Below are 22107 nucleotides of genomic sequence, written 5' to 3'. Positions count from 1 at the left end.
CTCCCCAACAACGCCTAAGAGAGGAACCACTCATGGCTGAAGTACTCGTCCTGGTCGACCACGCGAACGGCACCGTTCGCAAGACCACCTCAGAACTGCTCACCATCGCCCGCCGCCTCGGCGAGCCCAGCGCCGTCTTCGTCGGCTCCGGGTTCGACGCTGCGAAGGCGACGCTGGCCAAGTACGGCGCGGAGAAGGTCTACCGCGTCGAGAACGCGGACGTCACCGACTACCTCGTGGCGCCCCAGGCCGAGCTGCTCGCGCAGCTCGTCGAGAAGACCTCCGCTGCCGCGGTCCTCATCCCGAGCAACTCCGCCGGCAAGGAGATCGCCGCCCGGCTGGCCATCAAGACCGACTCCGGCCTGATCACCGACGCCGTCGACGTGCAGGCCGGTGAGGGTGGCGGCGTGTCCACCACCCAGTCGGTCTTCGCTGGTTCCTACAGCGTGAAGTCGACCGTGACCAAGGGCACCCCGATCATCACGGTCAAGCCCAACTCGGCCGCTCCAGAGGAGGCTGCCGGCGCGGCCGCCGACGAGGCGTTCGAGCCGACCATCTCCGAGGCTGCCAAGGGCGCCAAGGTCACCGAGTCCAAGCCTAAGGAAGCCACCGGCCGCCCTGAGCTGACCGAGGCCGCGATCGTGGTCTCCGGTGGTCGCGGCACCGGCGGCGACTTCTCGCCGGTCGAGACCTTCGCGGACTCCCTCGGTGCCGCTGTCGGCGCCTCCCGCGCCGCCGTCGACGCCGGCTGGTACCCGCACACCTCGCAGGTCGGCCAGACCGGCAAGCAGGTCTCGCCGCAGCTCTACGTCGCGTGCGGCATCTCCGGCGCCATCCAGCACCGGGCGGGCATGCAGACGTCCAAGACGATCATCGCCATCAACAAGGACGAGGGTGCCGGCCACGCGGCATACCCCTGTGCACGGAGGCTTGGTATGCCGGCCACCCGGCACACCGAGAACGCCCCGGACCACAGGGGGTGGTCCGAGGCGTTCCCCCGGTCTGCGCCGTGCGCACGCAGGTACCGGACGAGGTTCCCGGGTCCCCCTCACAGGGCCCGGGAACCTCGCGACCTTCCGCTGGCTGCTAGCGGATGGCGTTGGCGGCAGCGACGACGTCGACCAGGCCGTGGCCCTTGTCGAAGCTCGTCGTGCCATTGGTGCCTGCCTCGTAGGGTGCACCGTTGGTGTACTTGTAGGCAGTCGACTCGATCGCGGCCTCGATCTGCGCCGGGGTGGCGTTCGGGTTGGCCTGGAAGAGCTGCGCGACGATGCCCGAGATGTGCGGGGTGGCCATCGAGGTGCCGCTGATGGTGTTGTAGTCGCCGCCGTCCTTCGGATCGAGCCCCGAGGAGCAGATCGGCAGGTAGACGCGACACGAGCTGGTGATGTCCTCACCCGGCGCCGAGATGTCCGGGTAGGTCGACTTGTCGCCGGCCTTGCCGCGGCTCGAGAAGTCCGAGACGGTGCCGTCGCGAGTGCCGGTGTTCTGGTCGAAGAACGAGGCCACCGACAGGATGCCGGGGGTCGGGTCCTTGCCGGGCGGGTTGGACAGGTCCTTCGACCCGTCGCCGCCGTCGTTGCCGTTGGCCCAGACCGAGACGACGCCCTCCTTGACCAGTGCACGCTGGATCTTGGCCGTGGCCGAGTTCGGGTCGAACGCGCCACCACCGCTGGGGCCGTAGGAGTTCGACGTCACCTTGATCGGCGGGCAGGTGCTGGCCGGGACGCCCGCGCCACACGGGGCGTTGTGGTTCTCGAGCACCCAGTTGAGGGCTGCGTCGGCGCCGATGATGAACAGCACGGCACCGGTGCTGATGCTGACCAGGCTCGAGCCCGGGGCGGCACCGTGCATCTTGGTGCCGTCTGACAGCGTGACGTCGCGACCCGCGACGATCCCGTTGACGTGCATGCCGTGCCCGCCACCGGACAGCAGGTCGGTGTTGGCCGAGCCGGCGTCGACGGGGGCGCAGGTGCTCTCGGTGAGCGGCTCACACACCATCTTGAGGTTCTTGACGACGGCGGAGGTGCCGTCGGGGTTCTTCAGGAACGGGTGCGTCGGGTCCACCCCGGAGTCGATCACCGCGACGGAGACCCCCTTGCCGTCGAGCGCGGTCCCGTTGGCGCCGGTGAGGGTGTTGCGGGCCTCGTCGCCGCGGGTGGCCTTGTTGGAGGTCGACAGCAGCATCTCGATGGGCTGGTTGCCCTCGACGTAGGTCACGCCGGGCTGTGACCGGACTGCCTGCACCTGGGCGGGGAGTCCCGTGGCCACGACGACGCCGATCTTGTCGAACGTCGTCACCTTGCGAAGGCCAACCGCCTGCACGGCCTGGGTGGCGGCCGCGGTGTCCGTGCCGTGCACGAGGACGGTGGTCGGGGTGGCGGCCTTGAGCACCCCCAGCTGGGAAGCCAGCCACGGTTGGACCGGAGCGAGGGCCTTGCCTGAGGACAGCAGGCCTGCCGAAGCGGGCGTGGCGAGGGCCATGGCGGCCAGGGCGGCCGTGGCGGCCGTCGCGACGACTGCCCGGGTTCTCTTCGCGGTGTGCATGTAGTTCCCTTCGTGAGACCAGCACCGGTGGTGGTCGGTATGCCGTGTCCAACGAGGGGAGGCGGGCGCGGTTACGCCCGGTAGGTAAAGGGACGGTCAGGAAAGCCGGGCCCCGTGCTACTGCGTCACGCTGATGCCACCGGGACGCCCTGCGAACTCCGCCTGGAGGCCCACCACGTGGTCCGGCGTGCCCTCGACGAGCACGGCGAACACGGTGTACGGCAGGACCACGAGGTTGGCGAGCGCCGGGACACCCACGCGCACTCCGCCGTCCACCGTGGGCCGGACGGACTTGATCCCCTGGGGAAGTACTCCCCACACCAGGGACCGGCCGTCCGCCAGGGCGATCGTGTCGTAGCCGAAGGCGGTCTCCGGGTCCGCGCCGGCGAGCTCGGTCTGCAGCCCCCCGGACCCCACGACGACGGCCCCTCGGTCGACGCTCACCGTCAGGGGGGCTCCCAGGCGAACCTCGCCCAGCGAGATGGTCAGCTCCACGGCCTTCCTCGGCGGCGTGGTCGTCGACGGCGGTCCGGTGACGGTCACGTCGTAAGGCGGCAGCAGGGAAGGGGCCTCACCGTCCAGGTCCAGCGCCAGACCCGCACCGCCCCCACCGTCGCCGAGGGCCCAGCTGGGCATGCCTGCGTTGGTCGTCAGCCAGCCCACGTCCCTGGCGATGGTGGTCACCGCCTGCGGCGCGGCAAACGAGATGACGTATGCCGTGAAGTCACCGGCATCCCGCGTCACCACGGTGTGCTCGGCCATGGAGGCGGCGAGGCTGGGCTGGTAGACGATGTCGTCGGCCTTGCCGCGGACGACCCCGACGAGGACGCGCTGCCCCGAGGTGCCGTCGACCTCCCGCCACGCCGCCCCGGTGCGGAGCAGGGCCGCGCTGAGGGGCGGGGCGCTGGCGCCGTCGCGGGTGACCTTGACGGTCATCACGCCACCGTCCACCCGCAGGGCATAGGAGCCCCCGGATGCCACGATGGTGGTCGCCCCGGAGAGCTCGGGGTTCGTCGGCTGCCAGACATAGCTGCCGGAAGTGATGCCGCTGGGGGTGCCGGCAGGTGGGGCGGTGCGTGCCTCACCGGACAGCTGGAGCGCAACTGCCACCACCAGGGCCGCGGCGACGGCCGCTGCAGCACCGGCCGCAAGCCACCGGGCGGTCCGGCGGCGCTGGCGTCGACGTCCTTCGGCGAGGACGTCCGCGAGGGAGACGTGCATGGCCGGGGCGGGGTCCGTGCGAAGGCGTTCGATGAGGTCGAGGTCACTGGACATGGGCTTCCCCCTTGTCGGAGATGAGGCTTCGCAGGCGCTCGAGCCCGCGGGAGGACGACGACTTCACGGTGCCGACGCTGACTCCCAGCAGCTCGGCGACGGCGCGCTCGGACAGGTCGGCGTAGTGGCGCAGCACGACGACCTCGCGCTCGCGAACGGGCAGCTCCTGGAGGGCCCGCACGAGGTCGAGCCGCGTGCCGGCGTCGTCGGTCGCCCTGCGCTCGTCGACGTCGTCCCGGACGTCTTCGACCAGCACGAGCCGGCGATCCTTGCGCCAGGTGCTGACCACGAGATTGCGCAGGATGCGGTGGCAGTAGGCCTCGGGTTCGTCGAGACGGACCCTTGGCCAGACCCCGAACAGCCGGACCAGTGACTCCTGGACGGCGTCCTCCGCGCGGTTCGGGTCACCGGTCAGGAGCCAGGCCGTCCGCAGGAGCCGGGGCATGACCCGCTCCGCGAACTGCCCGAACGCGGCCTCCTCGCTCTGCTGCACCCCGCCCCCTCCACCCGACAGTCCCGAGCCCTGACGGTAGTCCCGAACACGGCAGCGGCCGGGGCTCGTCGCCCGCTGACGTACCCAACGCCACACTCCGACCGAAGGTTGAGCGGTTGACGAGTAAACTTTCGACGGTGACCGCCTACCTCGACCATGCCGCCACCACGCCGATGCTCCCATCGGCCATCGCGGCGATGGCCGACCAGCTGGCCACCACCGGCAACGCGTCCTCGCTGCACACCTCCGGCCGGATGGCTCGCAGGGTCGTCGAGGAGTCGCGCGAGCGGCTGGCCAAGGCGCTCGGCGCACGACCGTCCGAGGTGGTCTTCACGTCCGGGGGCACCGAGTCCGACAACCTGGCCGTGGCCGGCACGTTCGAGGCGAGGCGGGAGGCAGACCCGGGCCGGGTGCGCATCGTCTGCAGCGCGATCGAGCACCACGCCGTCCTCGACTGCGTCGAGCACCTGGTCGCCCAGGAGGGGGCCAAGGTGACGTGGGTCGAGCCCGACGCGCTCGGCTTCATCACGACCGACGCTGTGCGCGCCGCGATCGAGGAGGACCCCGACTCGGTGGCCCTGGTCACCGTCATGTGGGCCAACAACGAGGTCGGCACCGTGCAGCCCGTGGCAGCGCTCGCGGCCCTCGCCCATGAGTTCGGGGTGCCGTTCCACACCGACGCGGTGCAGGCCGCAGGCCACCTCCCCGTGGACTTCGCCGAGTCGGGAGCCGACCTGATGACGGTCACCGCCCACAAGGTCGGTGGGCCGGTGGGAGTCGGCGCGCTGCTCGTGCGCCGCGATGCAGTGGTCGTGCCCCAGACCTTTGGTGGGGGACAGGAGCGGCAGATCCGCAGCGGGACCCTCGACGTCCCCGGGATCCGCTCCTTCGCTGTGGCCATGGAGGAGTCCGTCGCCAGCATCTCGATGGAGGCACCTCGGCTGATGGCGTTGCGGGACAGGCTGATCCGTTCGGCGATGGATCTCGGCTACGACATCAGGGCGACGGGCGCGTGGGAGGCCGGCGACGGCATACACCGGCTGCCCGGCAACGCGCACCTGCTCGTTCCCGGCTGCGAGGGCGACTCCCTCCTCTACCTCCTCGACGCCGTCGGCGTCGAGTGCTCGACCGGTTCGGCCTGCCAGGCAGGTGTGCCGCAGCCGTCGCACGTTCTGCTGGCCATGGGGATCCCCGAGGAGTCCGCGCGGGGTGCGCTGCGCCTGACGTTCGGCCACACCTCGACCGACGCCGACGTCGACGCGGTGCTGGCCGCCCTGCCCGCGGCGATCGAGCGCGCCCGGCGGGCCAGCGGATGGACCGACTGATGCGGGTCGTCGCCGCCATGTCCGGCGGGGTGGACTCCGCCGTCGCCGCGGGGCGGATGCTCGACGCGGGGCACGAGGTCGTCGGCGTGCACCTCGCCCTGTCGCAGAGTGCTGCGACGCTGCGCGAGTCGGCCCGTGGCTGCTGCACGATCGAGGACGCCGGGGATGCCCGCCGCGTCGCCGACATGCTCGGGATCCCTTTCTACGTCTGGGACATGGCCGAGCGGTTCAAGCGCGACGTCATGGAGGACTTCGTCGCGGAGTACTCCGCCGGACGCACCCCCAACCCCTGCCTGCGCTGCAACGAGAAGATCAAGTTCTCCGCGCTGCTCGACAAGGCGGTCGCGCTGGGCTTCGACGCGGTGGCGACCGGCCACTACGCCCAGGTCGTCGAGGGCGACGACGGCGGCCGAGAGCTGCACCGTGCCGTCGACATGGCCAAGGACCAGTCCTACGTGCTGGGGGTGCTCGACGCCGACCAGCTGGATCGGGCGTTCTTTCCCTTGGGTGACACGGCGAAGCCGGAGATCCGCGCCGAGGCCAAGGAGCGCGGCTTCTACGTCGCCAGCAAGCCCGACTCGCACGACATCTGCTTCATCGCCGACGGCGACACCCGCGGCTGGCTCACGTCTCGGTTGGGGGAGCAGCCCGGCGAGATCGTCGACGCCGAGTCGGGCGAGGTGGTGGGCGCGCACCGGGGCGCCTATGCCTACACCGTCGGTCAGCGACGGGGGCTGGGTCTCGATCGGTCGGTCATGGACGGTGACCCGCGTTACGTCGTGTCGGTGGACGCGGCGGCCAACCGCGTCATGATCGGCACGTCAGACCTGTTGGGGGTCAACGCGATTCGCGGTGACCACGCCCGGTGGTGCGGTCCGCCGCCCGAGGGCGTCGTCGAGGTGGGCGCCCAGGTGCGCGCGCACGGCGAGGAAGTGCCCGCGCAGGCGTGGGCCTCCGGAGACGACGTGGAGGTGCGGCTCGCTGGTCGGCTCCGGGGCGTCGCGCCGGGCCAGTCAGTGGTCCTCTACGAAGGAACGCGCGTGGTCGGCTCGGCGACGATCGCGTCCGCCTGGCTCGAGCGCTGACTCGTATGGTGCGCGGCGGGATCCAGGACGGGTCACCGCTGGCGCGGGTGCGGTCGCTGTGTCTCGCGCTCCCGGAGACGGAGCAACGGGAGTCGCACGGTGAGCCCTGCTGGTTCGCCGGTGGGAGGAAGGCTTTCGTGATGGCGGCGCAGGAGCACCACGACGACCGCACGGCGATCTGGACGGCTGCACCGGAAGGGGTGCAGTCCGCACTGGTCGCAGCCGAGCCGCGTCGTTACTTCCGGCCGCCGTATGTGGGTCATCGGGGGTGGGTCGGGGTCTATCTCGACGTGGACGACATCGACTGGTCGCACGTCGAGGAGATCATCGAGGACGCTTGGCGCTGCGTTGCACCCAAGCGGCTGATCACGCACCACGACGCGATCTAGGTCCGGGCGCGTCGCTCCCGAGGGTGCCTGCGCACTCCAGGACCCGGGAGCGAGGTCGGGATGGTCCGGGGGCAGGGACCATCCCGGCATGTTGTGCCTGACGCTGCTGTCAAACCATCTCGGGGAGGTGGAGATGAGCCAGCACCACCTCCATCTCTGCCACGTCGTCGATGGTCGAGCCGATGTCCCTGCTCGCTGCTTCGCGAATGCCGGCAGCGGCATCGCGGCTGGCTTCGAGCTGCTCTCGGCGCTCGAAGGTGACGGTGCCCACCGCTCGGCCGGTCTCGCGGCTGATGAGCAGACTGGCGCTGCAGAACCCATCGAGCTCCTGAACCCTGGGGAGGACGGCCATCCTGAAGACGTCGGAAGCGCGTTCGGCATGATCGGCCATCCCGCTCAGCCAGGTGACCCGAGCGCAGGCGCCTTCGGGCATGGCGTGGTCGCGGTGGACGACGGCGACCTCCCACGTGTCCACGGTGCTGGTGCTGGCACCCAGGGCCTGCTCGGCTGCATCACGCAGCGGAAGGACCTTGCCGGCGCTGTCCCGCAGCGCAGCCTCTGACTCCCACGACGATGTGGCGATGCAGCGGCCGGACGCGCGGTCCACGAGCATCGACATCCCGACACATCCATCCATGGCGGTGATCGCCGGCGTGACCTCGTCACGGACGTTGGCGATCCCGTCGTCGATCTTGGAGGGGTCTGCCTGGACGGTTGTGGTTCGTGCATACACGACGAAACTCCTCTGCTCGGGGTAGCACCCCGACGGCGCTACCGTCAGGGCTAACACTGCTCCCACGCCCGGTCCGCGGCAAGAGTGATCCCAGGGGATCTTGAGTGCCCTCTCCGAACGCAGGAGCCGTCCGGCGATCGGAGAGGAACGCTCAGGCGCGGGGGATCCAGCCCGGGGCCCGCACGCCGTTTCCGGTGAGGTTGTCGCACTTGACGAACTGTGTCCCCACGCGGGCGAGCGGGCAGTGGCCCTCGTCGGGGATCGTGTGGACGACGGTCGGGCCCGCGTCCTGGCGGGCGGTGGCAGGGACGGAGCCGGTTCCCAGGACGAGCAGGCCGGCCAGTGCGATCGTGGTGGTGATGGTGCGGCGAGTGGTGGACATGATCGGTTCCTTCGAGGGTCGAGGGCGGTCGACCTGAGTGCCGGACCTCCCGTGGTCAGACCGTTGTGACACGGGGTGGTTCCAGGCTGGTGCTGAGGCGGTATCAGCCGGGTAACAGCACGGTTGACTCCGGTTCCAGGCCGGAACCGTCTCCGCCACATGACGAGGCCCACCCTCCCTTCGGGGAGAGTGGGCCCAGTCGTGGGTCAGGCCAGCGACCTGGTTACGGCTCCTCGCCACCACCGGCGAGGAAGCCACGGTGACCGTTGCAGGAGTCGCCCGGCTGGAAGCCCGACGCCTTGCGCTCGGCTGGGGTCGCCCCGAAGAACGACTTGCTGTGGCCCCAGTTCTGGGGCGGCGCACCGCCGGGACCGGGGAACCCGGCACCATCGCCGTCCTCCAGTCCGGAGAACGCGCAGATCGAGTTGGCGTGGGCGGCGCCCTGCGCGGGCTTGCCAGTGCCGGTGATCTCGCCGGCACTGGCGGCTGACACTCCGACGAGGACGAGGACCCCGGCTGCCGCCGGGACGATGATCAGACGCTTGAGGCGCATGCGTGCTCCTTCGGTTGCAGATGGCCGCCCTGCACATCGCGCGGCTTGCCTCGACGCTAGAACTCCATGCAGGCTCCCCGCCTCCACCGGGGCCATGACTCCGGCTAGAACATCTGCATTGATTCGACGAGGGAATGGGCGCGAATCGGTAGGTTCGGGGCATCTGTGTGCCGAGTTCGACCGCGGGTCCGCGACCGCGTCGTTCGCCCTCGGTGAACCCAGGAATCCCACCGTGCCGACCGCTCGTTGACACTGGCATGACCACAGACCCGGCGGCCACGGACCCCGCGGCCTCTGACCCGGCCAAAGAGTCGGCCGCGCTGGACGCCTACTCGGCGATTGTCACCTCCGTCGCGGCACAGCTGACGCCCAAGGTTGCGGCCCTGCGGATCCGGTCGCGCCGCGGAGAGTCCTCGGGGTCTGCCGTGGTGCTGACCGGCGAGTCGCATCTCCTCACCAACGCGCACGTCGTCGGCGACGCGAGCGGAGGCAGTGCCGAGTTCGCCGACGGAACGGTCGCGCACTTCGAGGTCGTTGGCCGTGACCCGCTGTCCGACATCGCGGTCATCCGCGCGGACCGCGAGGTGCCGGCGCCGCCGGAGTACGGCGACGCGAGCTCGCTCCTCGTGGGTTCGCTCGTGGTGGCCGTCGGCAACCCGCTGGGCCTGTCGGGCACCGTGACGGCCGGAGTGGTGAGCGCCCTCGGCCGCAGCATGCCGGTGCGTACCCGCACGACCGCGCGCCTGATCGAGGACGTCATCCAGACCGACGCCGCGCTCAACCCCGGCAACTCCGGTGGGGCGCTCGCCGACAGCCGCGGTCGGGTCGTCGGGATCAACACGGCTGTCGCCGGAATCGGCCTCGGCATGGCGGTACCAATCAATGCCACGACCCACCGGATCATCTACGCGCTGATGCACGACGGGCGGGTGCGGCGCGCCTACCTCGGGCTCGTGAGCACTCCCGCACGGCTGACGCCGGCGCAGGCCGAGCGGTACGGGCAGCGCGGCGCGCTGCGAGTGGTCGAGGTCGTCGAGAAGAGCCCGGCGGCGAGGAGTGGCCTGCTCGCGGGCGACCTGGTCCTTGCGATCGACGGCGCCCCGCTCGGCGATGCCCAGTCGCTGCAGAAGCGCCTGTTCACCGAGGCGATCGGGAGGCGGATGGAAGTCACCGTCATCCGCAACGGCGCACTGGTGGACGCGGTGGTCCTGCCGAGCGAGCTCCCCGACTGAGGGAGCAGTCAGCCGCCGTCCTCGCCCCTGTCCTCGCCGCGTCCCGTGTCGGTCTGGCCATCGCCGTCGTCGCTGTCGAAGAAGATGAACGCCATGTTGGATGGCGGGTCGCGCTTGGCCAGAAAGCGCCGCACGTCGACGCCATGGCGGGCGGCGCGTTGCAGGAACCGGCCGTAGGCGGCCTGCTCGCGAGCGCCCGGGCCGTACTCGGTGCCCGACGCGTGCTCGCGGCGGTCGACGGGTTCGCCTGACCGACGTCGGCGCTCGATGCCAGCGCTTGTCTCGCGAAGGGCGGCGTCGAACTCGTCGGCGTTGTCGAACGCGGCCACAGCGACGTTGCGAAATTCGCGGCGCTGCGGGTCGTAGCGGTGGTGATGCACCACGAAGCGACGGATGCTGTCGTCGTCCGGGTCCACTCGAGCCATGGGTAGAGACTAGGGATCCTGCCCTCAGGCGTGTCGGTACCGCTGACTAGTCTCGGGGCGTGGCTCGCGCAACCGGCATCGGATCTCTCCCGGGCACCGACATCCGCGAAGCCCTCAAGGGCGTCCGCGACATCCTCGGTGACGGACACCTGCCCTATCTGCCAGAGCTCCCGGCTCGCGGACCCGGCGCCGACATGATCGGTCGGGCGGCCGGACTGCTGGTCGACCTGCACGTGGACCTCCAGCCCAGCGGCTGGCGCTTCGTCGAGCGCGGCGGGCACGACGCCCAGCGCACCAAGGCCCTGCTGGGCCAGGACCTCGACGAGCTCGCCGAGGCGTTCGACGGCTACGCGGGTGACCTCAAGATCCAGTGCACCGGCCCGTGGACCCTCGCCGCCGGCATCGAGCTCCAGCGCGGTGAGAAGGCACTGGCCGATCCGGGGGCGCTGCGCGACCTCGTCGGCTCGCTCGCCGAGGGTTTGCGGGTCCACCTGGCCGATGTCGCCCGCCTCGTCCCCGGTGCCTCGCTCGTGCTGCAGCTCGACGAGCCGTCCCTGCCTGCCGTCCTCGCCGGTCACCTGCCCACGGCCTCCGGCTACGGGCACCTGCGCCCCGTCGACCCCCTCGCCGCCATGAACGGTCTGCGCGACGTGCTCGCCGCCGCGACCGACAACCCCGCCATCGAGGCAGCGGCGACGGTCGTGCACTGCTGCGATCCCGGCATACCCCTGCCTTTGCTCCGGGCGACCGGGGTCGGCGCCGTGAGCCTCGACGTCACCTCCCTCACCCCCCAGCGCTGGGAGTCGATCGCCGCCACCGTCGAGGACGGCGTGGCCTTGTATGCCGGGTGCCTGCCGACCGATGCCAGCGGCACCGTCCGCGGTGCCGCCGACGTGGTGAGCCGCGGCTGGCACGACGCCGGGATGTCTGCGAAGTCCTTGGGCGACCTCACCGCGAGCCCGGCCTGCGGTTTGCCCGGACTCACACCAGAGGGGGCCTGGCGCGTTCAACGCGCAGCGGTCGCCGTGGCCGCGGAATGGTCGGAACGAGCCGAGAGTTGACCCACCAATGAGCACCAGTGTCGCCACCCCCACCGTCGCCAGCTCCCCGGTGACCCGGGTGCCCTGGCAGGCCAAGTACGTCCTGCTCGCCTTCATCTGGGGGTCGAGCTTCCTGTTGATGAAGGTCGGGCTGCGGACCATGGCCCCGCTGCAGATCTCGGGGCTACGCATCTTCGCCGGCACCGCGACCCTGCTGGCGCTGTTGGCCGTCACCCGTGGCCGGCTGCCCCGCGCGCGCCGCACCTGGGCCCATCTCGCCGTGTCGGGCGTCTTCCTCACGGCGCTGCCTTTCAGCCTGTTCGCCGCCGGTGAGGTGCGCGTCTCCTCTGCACTGGCCGGGATCGGAAACGCCACCACCCCGTTGGCCGCCGTCTTCTTCGCGCTGGCCCTGCTGCCGAGCGACCGCCTGTCCCCACGCAAGCTGGCTGCCGTCGTCATCGGGTTCGCCGGCGTCATCGTCATCATGCAGCCGTGGGAGTCCGCCGGCCGCCCCGACCTGCTGGGCTTCGGCATGACGCTCGTCGCCGGCGCGTCCTACGGCCTGGGCTGGACCTACAACCGGCGCTTCCTCGGGGGCGCAGACCTGGGTGGGCTCTCGATGCCGACCGCGTTGCTGCTGGTGGGGTCCGCGCTCATGGTGCCGGTCATTCTCGTGTGGTGGCTGTTCAACCGCGACGCGTACGCCGCCCCGTGGGCCGGGCACGTCAACCTCGATGCCGGGGGAGTGCTGCTGCCGCTGCTCTGCGTCCTCGTGCTGGGCGTCGTCGGGACCGGGCTCGCCTACATGCTCCAGTTCGACGTCGTGCGTGGCGCGGGTGCCACGGTCAGCACCACCGTCACCTACCTGATTCCGGTCGTGTCGGTGCTGCTGGGCGTCGTCGTCCTGGGTGAGCACCTGGCCTGGCCGCAGCTGCTGGGCGCCGCCATCGTGCTCGTCTCAGCCGTGGTCATCGGCCTCCCCGCCAAGCGTCGCAAGGACGCCTGACCTCGTCCCTCAGACGTCGGCCGGCTTGTGCACCTCGCGCCGCAGGATCTTGCCGGTGGGGCCCTTGGGCAGCTCGGGGACGGCCCAGATGTGCCGCGGGTACTTGTAGGCGGCAATCCGCTCCTTGACGAAGGCCTGCACGTCCTCCAGCGTCGCGGTGGCGCCGGGACGCAGCGCGACGGCAGCGCCCACGTCCTCGCCGAGCAGCTCGTCCGGCACCGCGACCACAGCGGCCTCGAGCACGTCGGGGTGGGTGTAGAGCACCTCCTCGACCTCGCGCGGGTACACGTTCATGCCGCCGCGCAGGATCATGTCCTTCTTGCGGTCGACGATCGTGTAGTAGCCCTCGTCGTCCACGGTGGCCAGGTCCCCGGTGCGGAACCAGCCGTCGGGGATGGCCTCGGCGGTGGCTTCGGGGTTCTGCCAGTAACCCTTCATGACGTTGTCGCCGCGGATCGCGATCTCGCCGACGCCCTCGCCGGCTGCGACGTCGTTGCCCTCGAGGTCGATCAGCTTCATCTCGCAACCGGGGATCGCGACCCCGATGGTGCCGGGCTTGCGCTCCATGGTCGGCATGTTGAAGGACGCCACCGGAGAGGTCTCGGACAGGCCGTAGCCCTCCAGGATCATGCAGCCGAACTTCTCCTCGAACGCCTTCATGACCTCCAGCGGCATGGCGGACCCACCCGAGCAGCAGGTACGCAGCGACGTCGCATCGAGGGCGTCGGAGTCGGGGTGGTTGAGGATCGCTGCATACATCGTGGGGACGCCCATGAAGATGGTGACCTTCTCGTTGCCGATCACCTTGATCGCCTCGGCCGGGTCGAACCGGGGGATGAGCGCCAGCGCCGCGCCGGCGATGACCGCGGCGTTGAGGCCCACGACGAGCCCGAACACGTGGAACAGCGGCAGGCAGCCCATCACCACGTCGTCCGGCGTGGTCGCCTGGATCTCGACGGCACTGCGGTGCGCGTTCAGGTGGACGTTCCTGTGGGTCAGCTCGGCGCCCTTGGGCCGACCGGTCGTGCCCGAGGTGTAGAGCACGATCGCGGTGTCCTCGTCGTCGCGCTCGACCGGCTCGGCGATCGGGTCACCGCCCTCGAGGGCGCCCTCGACGGGACCCATGGGACCGCACGTGATGATGCGGGTGCCCGAGTTCTTGGCTCCCTCGGTGGCCTCCGCCACGAAGTCCGGCCAGACGAAGGCGACCTTGGCCCCGGAGTTGGTGAAGAAGAAGTCGATCTCGCCGGACTTGAGCAGGGGGTTCATCGGCACCACGATCGCGCCGGCCAGCAGGGAGCCGAAGAAGACGACAGGGAAGGCCGGCACGTTGGGGAGGATGATCGCCACGCGGTCACCGGGCTCGATGCCTGCTGCCTTCAGCGACCCCGCCACCTGTGCAGCCATGCCGTGGATCTGGGCGTAGCTGATGTCGTTGCCCATGAACTTGATGGCCGGCTGGTCCGGCCGCTCCTGGGCGGTGGTCACCAAGTTGGTGGCGAGATTGGTCATGGCGCAGGCTCCTCGGCGGTGGGGGTCCGGTTTCAGCCATCCTCGCCGAGAGCGCGTCCTTTGGCTACGGATTCCGGTATGCCGTGTCCCACGGCCCGCGCCCGTCTGCGACACAGGTGTCGGAGGCGTACGGCAGGATGGGCAGCGTGACTGAGAACGCCTCTACAGCTGCCACTGGGTCTGCGCTGGAGCCAGCCACGGACGCGGCTCGCCACGAGTGGGCAGAGCTGGCCGAGCAGGCCACTGCGGCCCAGTTCGCCTACCACGTCAGGGATGCGCCGACGATCAGCGACGGTGACTACGACCGGCTGATCCGCCGGCTCAACGAGCTGGAGGAGGAGTTCCCCGAGATGCGCACCCCCGAGAGCCCGACCCAGCAGGTCGGCGGCGCCGTCTTCTCGACCGACTTCACCGCGGTGGACCACCTCGAGCGCATGCTGAGCCTCGACAACTGCTTCTCGCCCGAGGAGCTCGCCGCCTGGGCGGCGAGGGTGGCGCGCGATGCGGGGTCCGCGGCATACCACTATCTGTGCGAGCTGAAGATCGATGGCCTGGCCGTCAACCTCCTCTATGAGAAGGGCCGCCTCGTGCGCGCCCTGACCCGCGGCGACGGGCGCACGGGCGAGGACGTCACCAACAACGTCAAGACCATCCAGGGCATCCCGCACCAGCTCGCCGGTTCCAACCACCCGGCGCGCGTCGAGATCCGGGGCGAGGTCTACTTCCCGGTCGAGGCGTTCGGCGACCTCAACGCGAGCCTGGTCGAGGCAGGCAAGGCGCCCTACGCCAACCCGCGCAACACTGCCGCCGGTTCGTTGCGGCAGAAGGACCCTCGCGTCACGGCCAGCCGTGGCCTGCGGATGCTCGTGCACGGCATCGGGCTGCGCGAGGGCTTCGAGCTGACCCGGCAGTCGCAGGCCTACGACCTGTTCCGCGAGTGGGGGCTGCCCATCTCGACGCACTACCGCGTCCTCGAATCGGTCGAGGAAGTCCAGCAGTTCATCGACCAGTACGGCGCCGAGCGACACAGCGTCGAGCACGAGCTGGACGGCATCGTCATCAAGGTCGACGAGATCTCGCTGCAGCGCCAGCTCGGGTCCACCTCGCGGGCGCCGCGCTGGGCGATCGCGTTCAAGTACCCACCCGAGGAGGTCAACACCAAGCTCCTCGACATCCTCGTCAACGTCGGCCGCACCGGTCGGGTGACGCCGTTCGGGGTGATGGAGCCGGTGGTGGTCGCGGGCTCGACCGTCGAGCGCGCCACGCTGCACAACGCCGACGAGGTGCGTCGCAAGGGCGTGCTCATCGGCGACACCGTGGTGCTGCGCAAGGCAGGCGACGTGATCCCCGAGATCCTCGGGCCCGTGGTCGACCTGCGCGACGGCACCGAACGCGAGTTCGTCATGCCCACCGAGTGCCCCTCCTGCGGGACCCCCCTGGCGCCGGAGAAGGAGGGAGACAAGGACATCCGTTGCCCGAACTCCCGCACCTGTCCGTCGCAGCTGCGGGAGCGACTCGCCGGACTGGCCGGTCGTGGTGCGTTCGACATCGAGGCGCTGGGCTGGGAGGGCTCCGTCGCCCTCCTCGAGTCGGGCGTCCTCGAGGACGAGAGTGGCCTGTTCGGGCTGGCCGGTGAGGCGGGGCGCGCTCGACTGGCGACGGTGCCGCTGTTCACCCGAGCGGCCAAGAAGTCCGACCCCCCGGAGTCCGTCGTCGATGGAAAAGTACTGTCCGCCAACGGGATCCGACTCTCCGAGAACCTCGAGCAGGCCAAGCAGCAACCCCTCTGGCGCGTCATCGTCGCCCTGTCGATCCGCCACGTCGGGCCGACGGCAGCGCGGGCGCTGGCTCAGCACTTCGCCACGATGGACGCACTTCGCGATGCGGCGAAGGAGCGTCCCGAGGAGCTGGCGGGCGTCGAGGGTGTGGGCGGGGTCATCGCCGACGCCGTCGCAGCCTGGTTCGCCGTCGACTGGCACGACCAGATCGTGAGGCAGTGGCAGGCTGACGGAGTGGTCATGGCGGACGAGCGCGACGCGTCGGTGGAACAGACCCTCGCTGGGATGACCATCGTCGTCACCGGTTCGCTCGAGGGCTTCTCGCGCGACTCGGCCAAGGAGGCGATCCTGTCTCGCGGCGGCAAGGCGTCCGGGTCGGTGTCGAAGAAGACCGACTACGTCGTGGTGGGGGAGAACGCCGGGACCAAGGAGGACAAGGCCCGCGAGCTGGGTCGGCCGATCCTCGACGAGGCGGGCTTCCGCCGGCTCCTGGAGACAGGCCACCCGTGATCGACAAGGCCACCTTCCTGAGGTTCTGCGACGAGGCGCTGGTGGCCATGCGCGACATCGTCGTCGACCTCGGCGACGACCTGGCCAACCGGCGGCCCGACCTGCCCGACGCCAACAGTCCGTTCGCGATCCTCACCCACTGCCTCGGGATGTGTGCCGCCTGGGCATCCACGACCAACCTCGGTGAGGTCGTCCCGCGTGATCGGCCGAGCGAGTTCACCGCGACGGGGGCGGTGACCGACCTCGCGGCTGAAACCGATCGCCTGCGTCGGAGCCTGTCCGAGTGGGTGGCGGCCAGCGACGTGGGCGCGCCGCCTGCCAACCCGGATCCGCGGGACAGGTACGCCACACAGGGCGAGGTGCTGCTGCACGTCTACGAGGAGCTCGCCCAGCACCGTGGTCAGCTCGAGCTCACCCGCGACGTCCTGGTCGCCGACCGTGCCCGCGACCGCCAGCCCTGAGGATCGACCGGCGCGACGCACGTCCAGTGGCGCCCGCACCTGACCGGGTCAGCCGCTCGCGATCACATTCCGCCGCCGTTGAAGCCGCCCATGCTCATGCCCCCGGTCCACTTGCCGCCAGCCCCCGACTCGCGCTCCTTGAGACAGAGCGAGCACCGGATGTAACGCTCACCGTCCAGGGTGTTGGCCCACTCCCAGCGGTGGTGGAGATTCGTCCGGCAGAGGAGCGGCTTGGTCGGTGTGGTCATGATGGCCTCCAGGGGAGCGACCTGGGTGCCTCGGACGGCCGAGCGCAACGCCAGGGAGTGGGTCAGGATGCGGGCGGCGTGGCGGGTTTGGTGTGGACCGGGCACCTCCGCGAGCTCTGCGAGGAACTCCAGCCGGTAGCGGTCTCGCGCCGCGCCCGCCGGGAGAGCGTGCGTCGCGAGGCGCACGATGCGAGACGGCCAGCGCAGTGGCGCCTCCCCGTGCGTCCTGGCGGGCAGGGGTGCGGGCGTCATGCCGTTCCGCCCAGTGGATTCGTCCGCAGCGTCGCACGGCTGCGATATGCGCGCGACAAGGCATCGCGAGCGCTGGCAGCGCCCGTCGCGGTGAGCCGGTAGTAGCGACGCTGAGGCCTGCCCTCGACTCGTGGGTCGATGTCCTCCCAGCTCGACTCCACCCAGCCGATGCCCTCGAGACGAGCCAGGATCGGGTGGATGGTCCCGCTCGGCAGCCCTGCCTGTTCGCCGATCTCGAGGCCGTAGAGCTCGCGACCGGGGTCGGCGAGCAGGGCACCCAGCACCAGCTGGGTGGCGATCGTCATGCGCGGCTCTGGACGTGGGGTCATGGTCTTACTCTACCTAGCCCCTAGGTAGAGTACAAGGGAGGTGAGCCGGCGGTGTTCGGCGCTGCACACGCGGCACACCGGGTTTGTGTGGGGGACCCACATTGAGGGCCGCGCGCCCCGGGCGTTGCATGACCAACATGCCCCTGACCCTGCCCCTGACCACGCCCCTGACACTGACGTCACGTCGCCGCAGCGGAGCCCTGGCCGCCGCGGTCGCTCTCGCCGTCGGGGGAGCGCTCGCTGCGGCTGCTCCCGCCGCCGCCGACAAGCCGCAGGGCGGGCACTGTGCACGCCAGGACAAGGTCGCAGTGCCGGGAGCGCAGCTGCAGGAGGTCGCGTGCCTCGACGACCTCACCACCGCCGGCACTCTCGCCAGCGGCCACACCAACCCCAATGACTGGGCCGGCCTCAACGCCGCCGGGACGAAGAACCCCACGGGTGTGCCCGGCCTCCAGGTCGACGGGTACTTCCCTGACACCTCGACCACCAACTCCAACAACGGCTGGAAGCACGACAGCCAGTTCGTCATCCGGATCCCCGACAACTGGAACGGCGGCCTCATCGTCAGCGGGGCACCCGGCGTCCGCGCCCAGTACGCCAACGACTTCATCATCGGCGACTGGGTGCTGAGCAAGGGGTACGCCTTCGCCTCGACCGACAAGGGCAACACGGGTGCGTCGTTCTACGACGACGGATCCGCGCCGGGCGGCTCCATCGCCGAGTGGAACGAGCGCGTCACCGAGCTGACCGTCGCCACCAAGCGGGTCCTGAAGCAGGTCTACGCCAAGGCGCCTGCACGCACCTACATGTTCGGGATCTCCAACGGGGGCTACCTCACCCGGTGGCAGCTCGAGAACCGCCCCGACCTCTACGACGGCGGGCTCGACTGGGAAGGCACGCTGTTCCGCGCCGAGGGCCCGAACCTGCTCACCTACCTGCCCACCGCGCTGAAGAACTACCCGCTGTATGCCGCGACCGGCGACCAGGCGGCCCACGACGCGATCATCGGTGCGGGGTTCGTGCCGGGGTCGGAGTTCCTGTGGCCGTTCCACGAGACCGTCTACTGGGACCTGACGCAGCGCATCTACCGCGAGGAGCTCGACCCGACCTACGACGGTGACCTCAAGGCAGGAACTCCCTTCTGCGCCAGCGGAACTCCGCACTGCGACGCCGACTACGACTACACGTCGCGGCCCCGGTCGGTGAAGGACGCGGTGGCCTCCGTGCAGCTCACCGGGGCCATTGGCAAGCCCATGGTCACGGTGCAGGGCACCCTTGACACGCTGCTGCCGCCCGCCACTGACGGCGACGTCTACGACCGACTGGTCGACCAGGCTGGTGCCGGGGCGCTGCACCGCTACTACAGCGTCGGCGACGGCACCCACACCGACGGTCTGTATGCCGCGTTCCCCGACCGGTTGCGGCCTCTCCTGCCGTGCGCGCGCACGGCGTTCGACGACCTCACGGCGTGGGTCGAGCGCGGGGTGCAGCCGCCGGCGGACGGATTGCGAGCCCGGCCGGCCTCGGGTGACCTCGTGAACTCCTGCGAGCTCTGAGGGGGTGCCTGGGGCTCAGTCGGCGTGCCCGGCGTCCTTGACCCCGCGCACGGCCGCGCTCGCCTCGTCGATGATCGAGGCCATCGCGGCACTGGCGGCCTTGCCGTCTCCGGAGCCGATGGCCTGGGCCACGTCGCTGTGCAGGCGGATGGCCAGGGGGTTCGGGGTGCGTGGCATCAGGTCGTGGTGGGTCCGACCGGAGAGCACCTCGTCGACGACGGTCGCCAGGGCGGCGAGCATCTCGTTGCCCGACGCCTCGAGCATGGTGCGGTGGAAGTCCTTGTCGGCCCCCAGGTAGGCCACCAGGTCCCCGGACTTGGCGTGCACGGTCATCTCCATCACGGCCGCGGCCATCGCGCCGCACTGCTCGGGGGTGGCGCGGTCGGCGGCGAGCTCGGCGGCCACGGGTTCGAAACCACGCCGCAGCTCGCCGAGTGACACGAGCTGGTCCTCCCGGTCGGGCCCGGCGAGGCGCCAGCGGATCACCCTCGGGTCGAAGACGTTCCACTGCGACCGGGGACGCACCCGTACCCCGAGCCGGCGCCGCGTCTCGACCAGGCCCATCGACGACAGCACGCGCACCGCCTCGCGCACGACGGAGCGCGAGACGCCGAAACGCGCGTCCAGCTGGTCGATGCGCACGACGCTGCCGACCGGCACGGTGCCCGACACGATCTCCTGACCCAGCTTGTCGAGCACGCTGGCGTGCAGCCCGACGTCGCTTCCGCCTTCGGTCCCGCCTTCGGTCCCAGCCTCGGTCCCGCCTTGGGTCCCGGGCCGGGTCGAGGGGTCGTCAGGCGTGGTGGGGTCGACGGGCATGGCCCAAGCCTGCCAGACAGGACGTGTCCGCACGGGTCAAGATATAAATAATATTTATTTGACCAAGACTCTTGTTAAAACGGTTCTTATGCTTCACCCTGATCTCCAGGAACTCGACGACGAGCCCGAGCCGACACAGGAGTCAGCCCATGCCTGAAGTGATGGAACGTCCCGCACCGCCCCTTGTCGTGATGATGGGGGTGTCCGGGTCAGGCAAGACGACCGTCGGCGCGGCCCTCGCCCAGCGACTGCGCGTCCCGTTCGCGGACGCGGACGACTTCCACCCCGAGGCCAACATCGCCAAGATGTCGGCGGGGATCCCGCTCGACGACGAAGACCGCGGCCCGTGGCTCCAGGCCATCAGCGCCTGGCTGGTTGACCACGGCTCCACTGGGGGCGTCGCGAGCTGCTCCGCGCTCAAGCGCGACTACCGGGACGTCCTCACCCTCGCCGGCCCGCACGCCGTGTACCTGCACCTGCACGGCGACCGCGACGTGCTGGCCGCCCGCGTGGCGGGGCGTCCCGGGCACTTCATGCCGGCCGCCCTCATCGACTCGCAGTTCGCGACCCTCGAGCTGCTCCAGCCAGACGAGATCGGTGCCGCGCTCGACGTGGACCAGCCCGTCGACACCCTCGTCAACCAGTCCCTGACCATCCTCAGCTCCCTCGCTTCGAAAGGCGTGACCCAGCCGTGAACACCGACTTCCTCTCCTTGCTGCAGCCGGCCCTGAGCGCGGCTGATGCCGCGCCGCTGCCCGACATCCCCGCCGCCCGGCTGATCCCCGCGGCGCTGCTCGGCATCGCCGTCATCGTCCTGCTGATCACCCGCTTCAAGCTGCATCCGTTCCTCGGACTGACCCTGGGGTCACTCACCGTCGGCGCCGTGGCCGGCGTGGCGATGTCCGACACCATCGCCAGCTTCACCAAGGGATTCGGGTCGACCGCGGCCGGGGTCGGCACCCTGATCGCCCTCGGGGCGATGTTCGGCAAGCTGCTGGCCGACTCGGGTGGCGCCGACGAGATCGTCGACACCATCGTCGGCCGATCCTCTTCGCGCACCCTCCCGTGGGCGATGGCCGGCGTCGGCGCGCTGATCGGCCTGCCCATGTTCTTCGAGATCGGCCTCGTCCTGCTGATGCCGGTGATCTTCCTGGTCGCCCGCCGCTCGGGGCTGTCCATCATCAAGGTCGGTATCCCTGCCCTTGCCGGCCTGTCGGCCATGCACGGCCTCGTGCCTCCGCACCCCGGACCCCTCGTCGCCATCGACGCCCTCAAGGCCAACCTCGGCATCACCCTGGCCTTCGGTGTCCTCGTGGCGCTGCCGACCATCGCGATCGCCGGTCCACTGTTCGCCCGCTTCGCAGGCCGCTGGGTCGACGTCCCCGCACCTGAGCTGTTCGCGACCGACGACGAGCGCGAGGCCAGGCTCCAGCGCCCGACCTTCGCCGTCACCCTGCTCGCAGTCCTCACCCCCGTCGTCCTGATGATGGGCAAGGCCCTGGCCGACATCTTCGCCGCCGAGGACAACCCGGTCCGCACCGTGCTCGACTTCCTCGGCACGCCGCTCATCGCGCTGCTCATCGCCGTCATCGTCGGCATGTTCACCCTCGGCCGCGGCGCCGGCATGGGCACCAAGGAGCTCTCCTCCTCGCTCGAGAAGTCGCTTCCGCCCATCGCCGGCATCCTGCTCATCGTCGCCGCTGGTGGTGGCTTCAAGCAGACTCTCGTCGACACCGGCATCGGCGGCCTCGTCGCCGACTGGGTGCAGGGCAGTGGCGTGAGCATCCTCCTCCTCGCCTGGGTGGTCGCCGTCATGATCAGGCTCGCCACGGGTTCCGCGACCGTCGCGACGGTCACCGCCTCCGGCATCCTGGCGCCCTTGGCCGCTGGTATGAGCGCCCCCGAGGTCTCCCTTCTCGTCCTCGCCATCGGCGCCGGATCGGTGTTCTTCTCGCACGTCAACGACGCAGGCTTCTGGCTGGTCAAGGAGTACTTCGGCCTCTCGGTCGGACAGACCATCAAGACCTGGTCGCTCATGGAGACGCTCTTGTCGGTGTCCGGCCTGGTGTTCGTCCTCCTCCTCGGCCTGGTCGTCTGACCCTCCCCCCGCAGGAAGCCCAGGTATGCCGCGCGGCCCMGCCGCGCGGCATACCTGCG

At 70.3% G+C, this 22107-nt stretch carries 22 protein-coding genes and 1 pseudogene; 12 read left to right on the top strand and 11 right to left on the bottom strand.

Annotation, left to right across the window (positions count from 1 at the left end):
• Positions 1-32: 32 nt before the first annotated feature.
• A pseudogene (locus AC1DS4_RS04875) lies at positions 33-899 on the top strand (electron transfer flavoprotein subunit alpha/FixB family protein); the annotation flags it as partial.
• A gap of 187 nt (positions 900-1086) precedes the next feature.
• Here AC1DS4_RS04875 and AC1DS4_RS04870 read toward each other — a convergent pair.
• The 3 genes from AC1DS4_RS04870 to AC1DS4_RS04860 form a co-directional block, all read right to left on the bottom strand.
• On the bottom strand, positions 1087-2547 hold the full coding sequence (locus AC1DS4_RS04870) for a S8 family peptidase (RefSeq protein ID WP_477615139.1): 1461 nt from the start codon (positions 2545-2547) through the stop codon (positions 1087-1089).
• A 117-nt stretch (positions 2548-2664) separates the two neighbouring features.
• Complete coding sequence (locus tag AC1DS4_RS04865) at positions 2665-3822, bottom strand: hypothetical protein (RefSeq protein WP_477615140.1); 1158 nt, start codon at positions 3820-3822, stop codon at positions 2665-2667.
• A complete protein-coding gene (locus AC1DS4_RS04860) occupies positions 3812-4315 on the bottom strand; it encodes a SigE family RNA polymerase sigma factor (protein WP_477615141.1) in 504 nt (167 codons plus the stop codon). Before AC1DS4_RS04860 ends, AC1DS4_RS04865 begins: the two co-directional genes overlap by 11 nt.
• Before the next feature lie 137 nt (positions 4316-4452).
• Here AC1DS4_RS04860 and AC1DS4_RS04855 point away from each other — a divergent pair, with 137 nt between their 5' ends.
• From AC1DS4_RS04855 to AC1DS4_RS04845, 3 genes are read left to right on the top strand one after another with little or no spacing between them, the layout of a single operon-like run.
• Positions 4453-5640, top strand: coding sequence for a cysteine desulfurase family protein (locus AC1DS4_RS04855; protein WP_477615142.1), 1188 nt, complete (start codon positions 4453-4455; stop codon positions 5638-5640).
• Positions 5640-6725: a tRNA 2-thiouridine(34) synthase MnmA gene (mnmA, locus tag AC1DS4_RS04850; protein WP_477632562.1), complete on the top strand. Its 1086-nt coding sequence runs from the start codon at positions 5640-5642 to the stop codon at positions 6723-6725. Before AC1DS4_RS04855 ends, mnmA begins: the two co-directional genes overlap by 1 nt.
• Positions 6726-6730: 5 nt before the next feature.
• Positions 6731-7114, top strand: coding sequence for an MmcQ/YjbR family DNA-binding protein (locus AC1DS4_RS04845; RefSeq protein WP_477615144.1), 384 nt, complete (start codon positions 6731-6733; stop codon positions 7112-7114).
• 109 nt (positions 7115-7223) lie between these two features.
• Here AC1DS4_RS04845 and AC1DS4_RS04840 read toward each other — a convergent pair whose 3' ends face one another.
• From AC1DS4_RS04840 to AC1DS4_RS04830, 3 genes are all read right to left on the bottom strand, one after another.
• Entirely contained in the window at positions 7224-7847 is a 624-nt protein-coding gene (locus AC1DS4_RS04840; protein ID WP_477632563.1) for an antibiotic biosynthesis monooxygenase, read from the bottom strand.
• A gap of 151 nt (positions 7848-7998) precedes the next feature.
• The gene (locus tag AC1DS4_RS04835; protein WP_477615146.1) at positions 7999-8229 is read right to left on the bottom strand and encodes a hypothetical protein; all 231 of its coding nucleotides are present in this window, start codon (positions 8227-8229) and stop codon (positions 7999-8001) included.
• Between the two features lie 223 nt (positions 8230-8452).
• Positions 8453-8782 (bottom strand): hypothetical protein, encoded by a 330-nt coding sequence (locus AC1DS4_RS04830; protein ID WP_477615147.1) that lies wholly within the window; start codon positions 8780-8782, stop codon positions 8453-8455.
• 257 nt (positions 8783-9039) lie between these two features.
• Between AC1DS4_RS04830 and AC1DS4_RS04825 the strand changes: the two genes are divergently transcribed.
• Positions 9040-10014, top strand: coding sequence for a S1C family serine protease (locus AC1DS4_RS04825; RefSeq protein ID WP_477632564.1), 975 nt, complete (start codon positions 9040-9042; stop codon positions 10012-10014).
• Between the two features lie 8 nt (positions 10015-10022).
• Here the strand turns inward: AC1DS4_RS04825 and AC1DS4_RS04820 are convergent, their stop codons facing one another.
• The gene (locus AC1DS4_RS04820) at positions 10023-10439 is read right to left on the bottom strand and encodes a hypothetical protein (RefSeq protein WP_477615149.1); all 417 of its coding nucleotides are present in this window, start codon (positions 10437-10439) and stop codon (positions 10023-10025) included.
• Between the two features lie 59 nt (positions 10440-10498).
• Here AC1DS4_RS04820 and AC1DS4_RS04815 point away from each other — a divergent pair, with 59 nt between their 5' ends.
• Complete coding sequence (locus tag AC1DS4_RS04815; protein WP_477615150.1) at positions 10499-11500, top strand: uroporphyrinogen decarboxylase/cobalamine-independent methonine synthase family protein; 1002 nt, start codon at positions 10499-10501, stop codon at positions 11498-11500.
• 7 nt (positions 11501-11507) lie between these two features.
• Complete coding sequence (locus tag AC1DS4_RS04810) at positions 11508-12485, top strand: DMT family transporter (RefSeq protein ID WP_477615151.1); 978 nt, start codon at positions 11508-11510, stop codon at positions 12483-12485.
• A gap of 9 nt (positions 12486-12494) precedes the next feature.
• On the opposite strand, the gene AC1DS4_RS04805 is transcribed toward AC1DS4_RS04810, so the two are convergent.
• Entirely contained in the window at positions 12495-13997 is a 1503-nt protein-coding gene (locus tag AC1DS4_RS04805; protein ID WP_477615152.1) for a long-chain-fatty-acid--CoA ligase, read from the bottom strand.
• Between the two features lie 137 nt (positions 13998-14134).
• Here AC1DS4_RS04805 and ligA point away from each other — a divergent pair, with 137 nt between their 5' ends.
• Together ligA and AC1DS4_RS04795 are read left to right on the top strand one after the other, a co-directional pair.
• On the top strand, positions 14135-16285 hold the full coding sequence (gene ligA / locus AC1DS4_RS04800; protein WP_477632565.1) for an NAD-dependent DNA ligase LigA: 2151 nt from the start codon (positions 14135-14137) through the stop codon (positions 16283-16285).
• Positions 16282-16746, top strand: coding sequence for a mycothiol transferase (locus tag AC1DS4_RS04795; protein WP_477615154.1), 465 nt, complete (start codon positions 16282-16284; stop codon positions 16744-16746). The genes ligA and AC1DS4_RS04795 overlap by 4 nt, the downstream gene beginning before the upstream one ends.
• 62 nt (positions 16747-16808) lie before the next feature.
• Here the strand turns inward: AC1DS4_RS04795 and AC1DS4_RS04790 are convergent, their stop codons facing one another.
• Positions 16809-17246, bottom strand: a complete 438-nt coding sequence (locus AC1DS4_RS04790; protein ID WP_477632566.1) for a hypothetical protein — start codon at positions 17244-17246, stop codon at positions 16809-16811.
• Entirely contained in the window at positions 17243-17575 is a 333-nt protein-coding gene (locus tag AC1DS4_RS04785) for a PadR family transcriptional regulator (RefSeq protein ID WP_477632567.1), read from the bottom strand. The genes AC1DS4_RS04790 and AC1DS4_RS04785 overlap by 4 nt, the downstream gene beginning before the upstream one ends.
• A gap of 137 nt (positions 17576-17712) precedes the next feature.
• On the opposite strand from AC1DS4_RS04785, the gene AC1DS4_RS04780 reads away from it, so the two are divergent.
• Complete coding sequence (locus AC1DS4_RS04780; RefSeq protein ID WP_477632568.1) at positions 17713-19131, top strand: tannase/feruloyl esterase family alpha/beta hydrolase; 1419 nt, start codon at positions 17713-17715, stop codon at positions 19129-19131.
• 15 nt (positions 19132-19146) lie between these two features.
• Here the strand turns inward: AC1DS4_RS04780 and AC1DS4_RS04775 are convergent, their stop codons facing one another.
• Complete coding sequence (locus AC1DS4_RS04775; RefSeq protein ID WP_477624371.1) at positions 19147-19950, bottom strand: FadR/GntR family transcriptional regulator; 804 nt, start codon at positions 19948-19950, stop codon at positions 19147-19149.
• A gap of 149 nt (positions 19951-20099) precedes the next feature.
• On the opposite strand from AC1DS4_RS04775, the gene AC1DS4_RS04770 reads away from it, so the two are divergent.
• Positions 20100-20645: a gluconokinase gene (locus AC1DS4_RS04770; protein ID WP_477615159.1), complete on the top strand. Its 546-nt coding sequence runs from the start codon at positions 20100-20102 to the stop codon at positions 20643-20645.
• Positions 20642-22048 carry a GntP family permease gene (locus AC1DS4_RS04765; protein ID WP_477615160.1) on the top strand — a complete coding sequence of 469 codons (1407 nt, stop codon included), beginning with the start codon at positions 20642-20644 and terminating at the stop codon, positions 22046-22048. Before AC1DS4_RS04770 ends, AC1DS4_RS04765 begins: the two co-directional genes overlap by 4 nt.
• Positions 22049-22107: the final 59 nt, after the last annotated feature.

This window comes from Pedococcus sp. P3_C7 (assembly GCF_056402615.1).
This window is presented reverse-complemented; position numbering and strand designations above follow the sequence as displayed.